Source organism: Proteus sp. G3927 (assembly GCF_963894685.1).
GTDB lineage: Bacteria > Pseudomonadota > Gammaproteobacteria > Enterobacterales > Enterobacteriaceae > Proteus > Proteus mirabilis.
On record NZ_CAWQGX010000029.1, the window covers coordinates 87,999 to 94,609 of the forward strand.

The 6,611-nt window shown below is 43.3% G+C and carries 3 protein-coding genes and 1 rRNA gene; all 4 read left to right on the forward strand.

Annotation, left to right across the window (positions count from 1 at the left end):
- Window positions 1-36: 36 nt before the first annotated feature.
- The 4 genes from rluD to AACV00_RS13195 all read left to right on the forward strand — a co-directional run bounded on the left by rluD (window position 37) and on the right by AACV00_RS13195 (window position 6,589).
- Window positions 37-1,014 carry a 23S rRNA pseudouridine(1911/1915/1917) synthase RluD gene (gene rluD / locus AACV00_RS13180; protein WP_004244761.1) on the forward strand — a complete coding sequence of 326 codons (978 nt, stop codon included), beginning with the start codon at window positions 37-39 and terminating at the stop codon, window positions 1,012-1,014.
- Window positions 1,015-1,746 (forward strand): purine nucleoside phosphorylase YfiH, encoded by a 732-nt coding sequence (yfiH, locus tag AACV00_RS13185; RefSeq protein WP_087726688.1) that lies wholly within the window; start codon window positions 1,015-1,017, stop codon window positions 1,744-1,746.
- A 145-nt stretch (window positions 1,747-1,891) separates the two neighbouring features.
- A complete protein-coding gene (gene clpB, locus AACV00_RS13190) occupies window positions 1,892-4,468 on the forward strand; it encodes an ATP-dependent chaperone ClpB (protein ID WP_036919920.1) in 2,577 nt (858 codons plus the stop codon).
- 578 nt (window positions 4,469-5,046) lie between these two features.
- Window positions 5,047-6,589, forward strand: a 16S ribosomal RNA gene (locus AACV00_RS13195).
- Window positions 6,590-6,611 lie beyond the last annotated feature (22 nt).

Genomic DNA, 6,611 nt, shown 5'->3' on the forward strand with positions numbered 1-6,611 from the left:
TGCCGTCAAAATACTAACTTAATATAGAAACTATTTATGTCTCAACAAATACGACTTAATGCTACAGTCGCAGATTCACAGCTGGGTCAACGCTTAGATCAGGCTTTGGCCGAATTGTTCCCTGATTATTCAAGATCACGCATAAAAGAGTGGATCTTAGACAATAGAGTGCAGGTTAACGATAAAATCATCAATAAGCCAAAAGAAAAAATGCTTGGCGGTGAAAAAATTGAAGTCGATGCCTTAATCGAAGAGGATGTTCGTTGGGAGCCTCAGAATATTCCGTTAAATATCGTCTATGAAGATGATGATATTTTGGTGATTAATAAACCAAGAGATCTTGTTGTTCATCCCGGTGCAGGTAATCCTGATGGCACCGTATTAAATGCACTTCTTTATCGTTATCCAGAGATTGTTAATGTTCCCCGCGCTGGTATTGTTCATCGTTTAGATAAAGATACAACAGGTTTGATGGTTGTTGCAAAAACAGTTCCCGCTCAAACTCACTTGGTAGAAGCATTACAGCGTCGCGAAATCACCCGTGAATATGAAGCGGTTGCAACAGGGAGGATGACAGCAGGAGGGCTGGTTAATGAGCCAATTTCTCGACATCCCACCAAACGTACCCATATGGCAGTGCACCCAATGGGAAAACCTGCGGTGACACATTATCGTGTTATGGAACATTTCCGTGCCCATACCCGCTTACGTTTGCGTCTAGAAACCGGTCGAACTCACCAAATTCGTGTCCATATGGCTCATATCCATCATCCATTAATTGGTGATCAACTGTATGGTGGTAGACCGCGTCCTTTGAAAGGGGCTAGTGAAGAATTTCGTGAGACGTTACGTCGCTTTGACCGACAAGCACTACATGCCACAATGTTACGCCTTTATCATCCTATTACCGGAATTGAAATGGAATGGCATGCACCGTTGCCTGATGATATGGTAGAACTTATTCGCGTACTAAAAGTGGACGCAGAACAGTTTAAAGATGAAATGGACTGGTAAATGACCTCATTGATTTATCCTGATTGGCCACAGCCTGACAATATTGGCGCATGTAGCACATTAAGAACTGGCGGTGTCAGTTTGCCACCTTATGACAGCCTTAATTTAGGGGCACATGTGGGCGATGATGCGCTATTGGTAGAACAAAATAGACGTATCATTTGTCAACAAGCTCAATTACCTGAAATGCCATTATGGTTAACACAGGTTCATGGTATTGAGGTGGTTAATTTGGATAATCAAGACAATCATACCGTTGAAGGCGATGCCCTTTACACCTCTAGTGCTAATAAGGTGTGCGCTATCATGACCGCAGATTGTTTACCTGTGTTATTTAGTACCCTTGATGGAACGGAAGTTGGCGCTGCCCATGGTGGATGGCGCGGGCTTTGCCAAGGTGTATTACAACAGACACTCGCTCAATTTAAAGCCTCTAATGAGAAGATTATGGCGTGGTTAGGGCCAGCAATAGGCCCTAATGCTTTTGAAGTAGGAGCAGAAGTCCGTCTCGCTTTTGTAGAAAAAAATATTGCCTTTGATAGCGCATTTATTTCCCACAATGGCAAATACTTAGCTAATATTTATATGTTAGCGAGAATAATTCTGCAGGAAAGTGGGGTAAATCAGATTTATGGTGGGGACTTTTGTACTGTTAGCGATAAATCACGCTTTTTCTCCTATCGACGTGAACATACTACCGGACGTATGGCCTCATTAATCTGGATCAAATAGACGCTCTCCAACGTTTATTCTTCCTTATCCCAAATATAGGCAAATATTTTTGCTCAAAATTGTCATTTTGAGCTTGAATATTGTCTAAATGACCTCATCTATTCTCCAGTGATAAATTTTAAATCGAATTTTACTTGGAGGTGTTATGCGTCTGGATAAATTAACCAATAAATTCCAGCAAGCTCTCGCAGACGCCCAGTCATTGGCACTTGGGAACGATAATCAATTTATAGAACCCATACATTTACTGAGTGCGTTATTTAATCAACAAGGTGGCTCTATTCGCCCACTATTAACATCCACAGGTGTTAATGCCTCACAATTTAATGAAAGAATTAATGATGCATTATCTCGATTACCAAAAGTGGAAGGTGCTGGTGGAGAAGTTCATCCTTCAAACGATTTAATTAAACATCTTAATTTATGCGATAAGTTAGCTCAGAAAAAAGGTGATGAATTTATTTCATCAGAACTTTTTCTTTTAGCTGCCATGGAAAGTGGTGGTCAGGTTGCTGACATGCTAAAAGCCGCCGGAGCTAACAAAGTCAGTTTAGAATTAGCCATTGAAAAAATACGTGGTGGAGAAACAGTGAACGATCAAAATGCAGAAGACCAACGTCAAGCATTGAAAAAATATACTGTTGATTTAACAGAACGAGCAGAACAAGGCAAGCTTGACCCCGTTATTGGACGTGATGAAGAAATAAGAAGAACAATCCAGGTATTACAACGTCGTACTAAAAATAACCCAGTATTAATTGGTGAGCCTGGTGTAGGTAAAACCGCGATTGTTGAAGGTTTAGCTCAACGGATCGTTAATGGAGAAGTTCCTGAAGGTTTAAAAAATAAACGTGTGCTTTCACTTGATATGGGATCTTTATTAGCAGGGGCTAAATATCGTGGTGAATTTGAAGAGCGTTTAAAAGCGGTATTAAATGATTTATCTAAACAGGAAGGTAGTGTCATTCTGTTTATTGATGAATTACATACTATGGTTGGTGCCGGTAAAGCTGATGGTGCGATGGATGCAGGGAACATGTTGAAACCTGCTTTGGCACGTGGCGAATTACACTGTGTCGGCGCCACTACATTAGATGAGTATCGCCAATACATTGAAAAAGATGCGGCTTTAGAGCGTCGTTTCCAAAAAGTTTATGTGGCGGAGCCTACGGTAGAAGATACCATCGCCATTTTGCGTGGTTTAAAAGAGCGTTATGAATTGCATCACCATGTACAAATTACGGATCCGGCGATTGTAGCAGCAGCTACTTTGTCTCATCGTTATATTTCTGATCGTATGTTGCCAGATAAAGCAATTGACTTAATCGATGAGGCTGGTGCAAGTCTACGTATGCAGATGGATTCAAAACCAGAAGCATTAGATAGACTGGATAGAAGAATTATTCAGCTAAAACTTGAACAGCAAGCACTGCAAAAAGAATCTGATGATGCAAGTAAGAAACGTTTAGCTATGTTAAATGAAGAACTTGCAGAAAAAGAGAAAGAGTATTCTAGCTTAGAAGAAGAGTGGAAAGCAGAAAAAGCAGAGCTTACTGGTACTCAGCATATAAAAGCAGAATTAGAGCAAGCGCGTATTGCACTAGAGCAGGCTCGTCGTAGTGGTGATTTGGCAAAAATGTCAGAGATCCAATATGGTCAAATTCCTACTTTAGAAAAACAACTTGCTGAAGCTAATAAAACTGAAGATAAGCATATGAAACTGTTACGTAACAAAGTAACAGATGCTGAAATCGCTGAAATCTTAGCACGTTGGACAGGTATCCCTGTGTCTAGAATGTTAGAAGGGGAGCGTGAAAAACTGTTAAGAATGGAACAGGAATTACATAGACGCGTTATCGGCCAAGATGAGGCGGTAAATGCAGTCTCTAACGCAATTCGTCGTAGCCGTGCTGGATTATCAGATCCAAATCGCCCAATTGGTTCGTTCTTATTCTTAGGGCCAACCGGGGTTGGTAAAACTGAATTGTGTAAAGCGCTCGCTGATTTCTTGTTTGATAGTGATGATGCGATGGTGCGTATCGATATGTCTGAGTTTATGGAGAAACACTCTGTTTCACGTTTAGTGGGGGCGCCTCCAGGATATGTGGGCTATGAAGAGGGTGGTTACCTAACAGAAGCTGTTCGTCGCCGTCCTTATTCTGTCATCTTATTAGATGAGGTAGAAAAAGCGCATCCTGATGTGTTTAATATTTTATTACAGGTATTAGACGATGGCCGCTTAACAGATGGACAAGGTAGAACCGTTGATTTCCGTAATACCGTAGTCATTATGACATCAAACTTAGGCTCGGATTTAATTCAAGAGCGCTTCGGTACTCTTGATTATCCGGCAATGAAAACTATTGTTATGGATGTTGTTGGTCACCACTTTAGACCTGAATTTATTAACCGTATTGATGAGGTAGTGGTATTCCATCCATTAGGTAAAGAGAATATTGCCGCTATTGCTCAAATTCAATTACGTCGTTTGTATCAGCGTTTAGAAGAGCGTGGTTATCACGTGACTATTACGGGAGCAGCATTAGAAAAACTGGGTGAAGTTGGATTCGACCCAATCTATGGTGCTCGTCCATTGAAACGTGCTATCCAGCAAGAGGTTGAAAACCCATTAGCGCAAGATATCTTGTCGGGTAAATTAGTTCCGGGTAAAGAAATTATCTTGGACTTAGATGACAATCAGATCATTGCAAAACAGTCATAAAGTATCTTTATATATAGTAATGATATATAGAAGATGTCATTAAATTGAAAAAGAGGCCTGAATAGGCCTCTTTTTTATGCCTGCAGTTTTGTGTTTTTAAAGGTAAATGAACAGAACAAAGAGAAGAGTACCTATTTGATCTGTTTTTTGAGCAATAAATGTTTATAAATAGCGCTAAAATCGATGCTCTGATTATTAAATATGCTGTTGAACATTTTTTTTCAAAAAACTATTGCCAGCCTCAGAAAACTCCCTATAATGCGTCCTCGTTGTCACGGCTCAGGGCGCTAAGCGAACCGGCTGAGAGAACAAAATAAAAAGTGAAAAGCCTGATGAATTAGCGCTTGACACTGAATGAGGAAGATGTAGAATGCACCTCCTCGCAACAACGCAGAAGACCGGAAACGGCAGCGACAGTTGCACTGCTCTTTAACAAATTATCAGACAATCTGTGTGGGCACTCGCAGAGACGATATCTTCTAAAAAATTAGATGTATCAAGTCTTGAAGAGTGACTAACAAGTTAATTCATATAATGAATAAGCTAAGTTTTCGATTTCTTTGAGCATCAAACACTTTTAATTGAAGAGTTTGATCATGGCTCAGATTGAACGCTGGCGGCAGGCCTAACACATGCAAGTCGAGCGGTAACAGGAGAAAGCTTGCTTTCTTGCTGACGAGCGGCGGACGGGTGAGTAATGTATGGGGATCTGCCCGATAGAGGGGGATAACTACTGGAAACGGTGGCTAATACCGCATAATGTCTACGGACCAAAGCAGGGGCTCTTCGGACCTTGCACTATCGGATGAACCCATATGGGATTAGCTAGTAGGTGGGGTAAAGGCTCACCTAGGCGACGATCTCTAGCTGGTCTGAGAGGATGATCAGCCACACTGGGACTGAGACACGGCCCAGACTCCTACGGGAGGCAGCAGTGGGGAATATTGCACAATGGGCGCAAGCCTGATGCAGCCATGCCGCGTGTATGAAGAAGGCCTTAGGGTTGTAAAGTACTTTCAGCGGGGAGGAAGGTGATAAGGTTAATACCCTTATCAATTGACGTTACCCGCAGAAGAAGCACCGGCTAACTCCGTGCCAGCAGCCGCGGTAATACGGAGGGTGCAAGCGTTAATCGGAATTACTGGGCGTAAAGCGCACGCAGGCGGTCAATTAAGTCAGATGTGAAAGCCCCGAGCTTAACTTGGGAATTGCATCTGAAACTGGTTGGCTAGAGTCTTGTAGAGGGGGGTAGAATTCCATGTGTAGCGGTGAAATGCGTAGAGATGTGGAGGAATACCGGTGGCGAAGGCGGCCCCCTGGACAAAGACTGACGCTCAGGTGCGAAAGCGTGGGGAGCAAACAGGATTAGATACCCTGGTAGTCCACGCTGTAAACGATGTCGATTTAGAGGTTGTGGTCTTGAACCGTGGCTTCTGGAGCTAACGCGTTAAATCGACCGCCTGGGGAGTACGGCCGCAAGGTTAAAACTCAAATGAATTGACGGGGGCCCGCACAAGCGGTGGAGCATGTGGTTTAATTCGATGCAACGCGAAGAACCTTACCTACTCTTGACATCCAGCGAATCCTTTAGAGATAGAGGAGTGCCTTCGGGAACGCTGAGACAGGTGCTGCATGGCTGTCGTCAGCTCGTGTTGTGAAATGTTGGGTTAAGTCCCGCAACGAGCGCAACCCTTATCCTTTGTTGCCAGCACGTAATGGTGGGAACTCAAAGGAGACTGCCGGTGATAAACCGGAGGAAGGTGGGGATGACGTCAAGTCATCATGGCCCTTACGAGTAGGGCTACACACGTGCTACAATGGCAGATACAAAGAGAAGCGACCTCGCGAGAGCAAGCGGAACTCATAAAGTCTGTCGTAGTCCGGATTGGAGTCTGCAACTCGACTCCATGAAGTCGGAATCGCTAGTAATCGTAGATCAGAATGCTACGGTGAATACGTTCCCGGGCCTTGTACACACCGCCCGTCACACCATGGGAGTGGGTTGCAAAAGAAGTAGGTAGCTTAACCTTCGGGAGGGCGCTTACCACTTTGTGATTCATGACTGGGGTGAAGTCGTAACAAGGTAACCGTAGGGGAACCTGCGGTTGGATCACCTCCTTACCTAAGAGATACGTGTTATGTG

What these genes read in the sequence shown, in the direction of transcription:
- rluD (WP_004244761.1), top strand. Translation starts at nt 37, where the DNA reads ATGTCTCAACAAATACGACTTAATGCTACAGTCGCAGATTCACAGCTG.
- yfiH (WP_087726688.1), top strand. Translation starts at nt 1,015, where the DNA reads ATGACCTCATTGATTTATCCTGATTGGCCACAGCCTGACAATATTGGC.
- clpB (WP_036919920.1), top strand. Translation starts at nt 1,892, where the DNA reads ATGCGTCTGGATAAATTAACCAATAAATTCCAGCAAGCTCTCGCAGAC.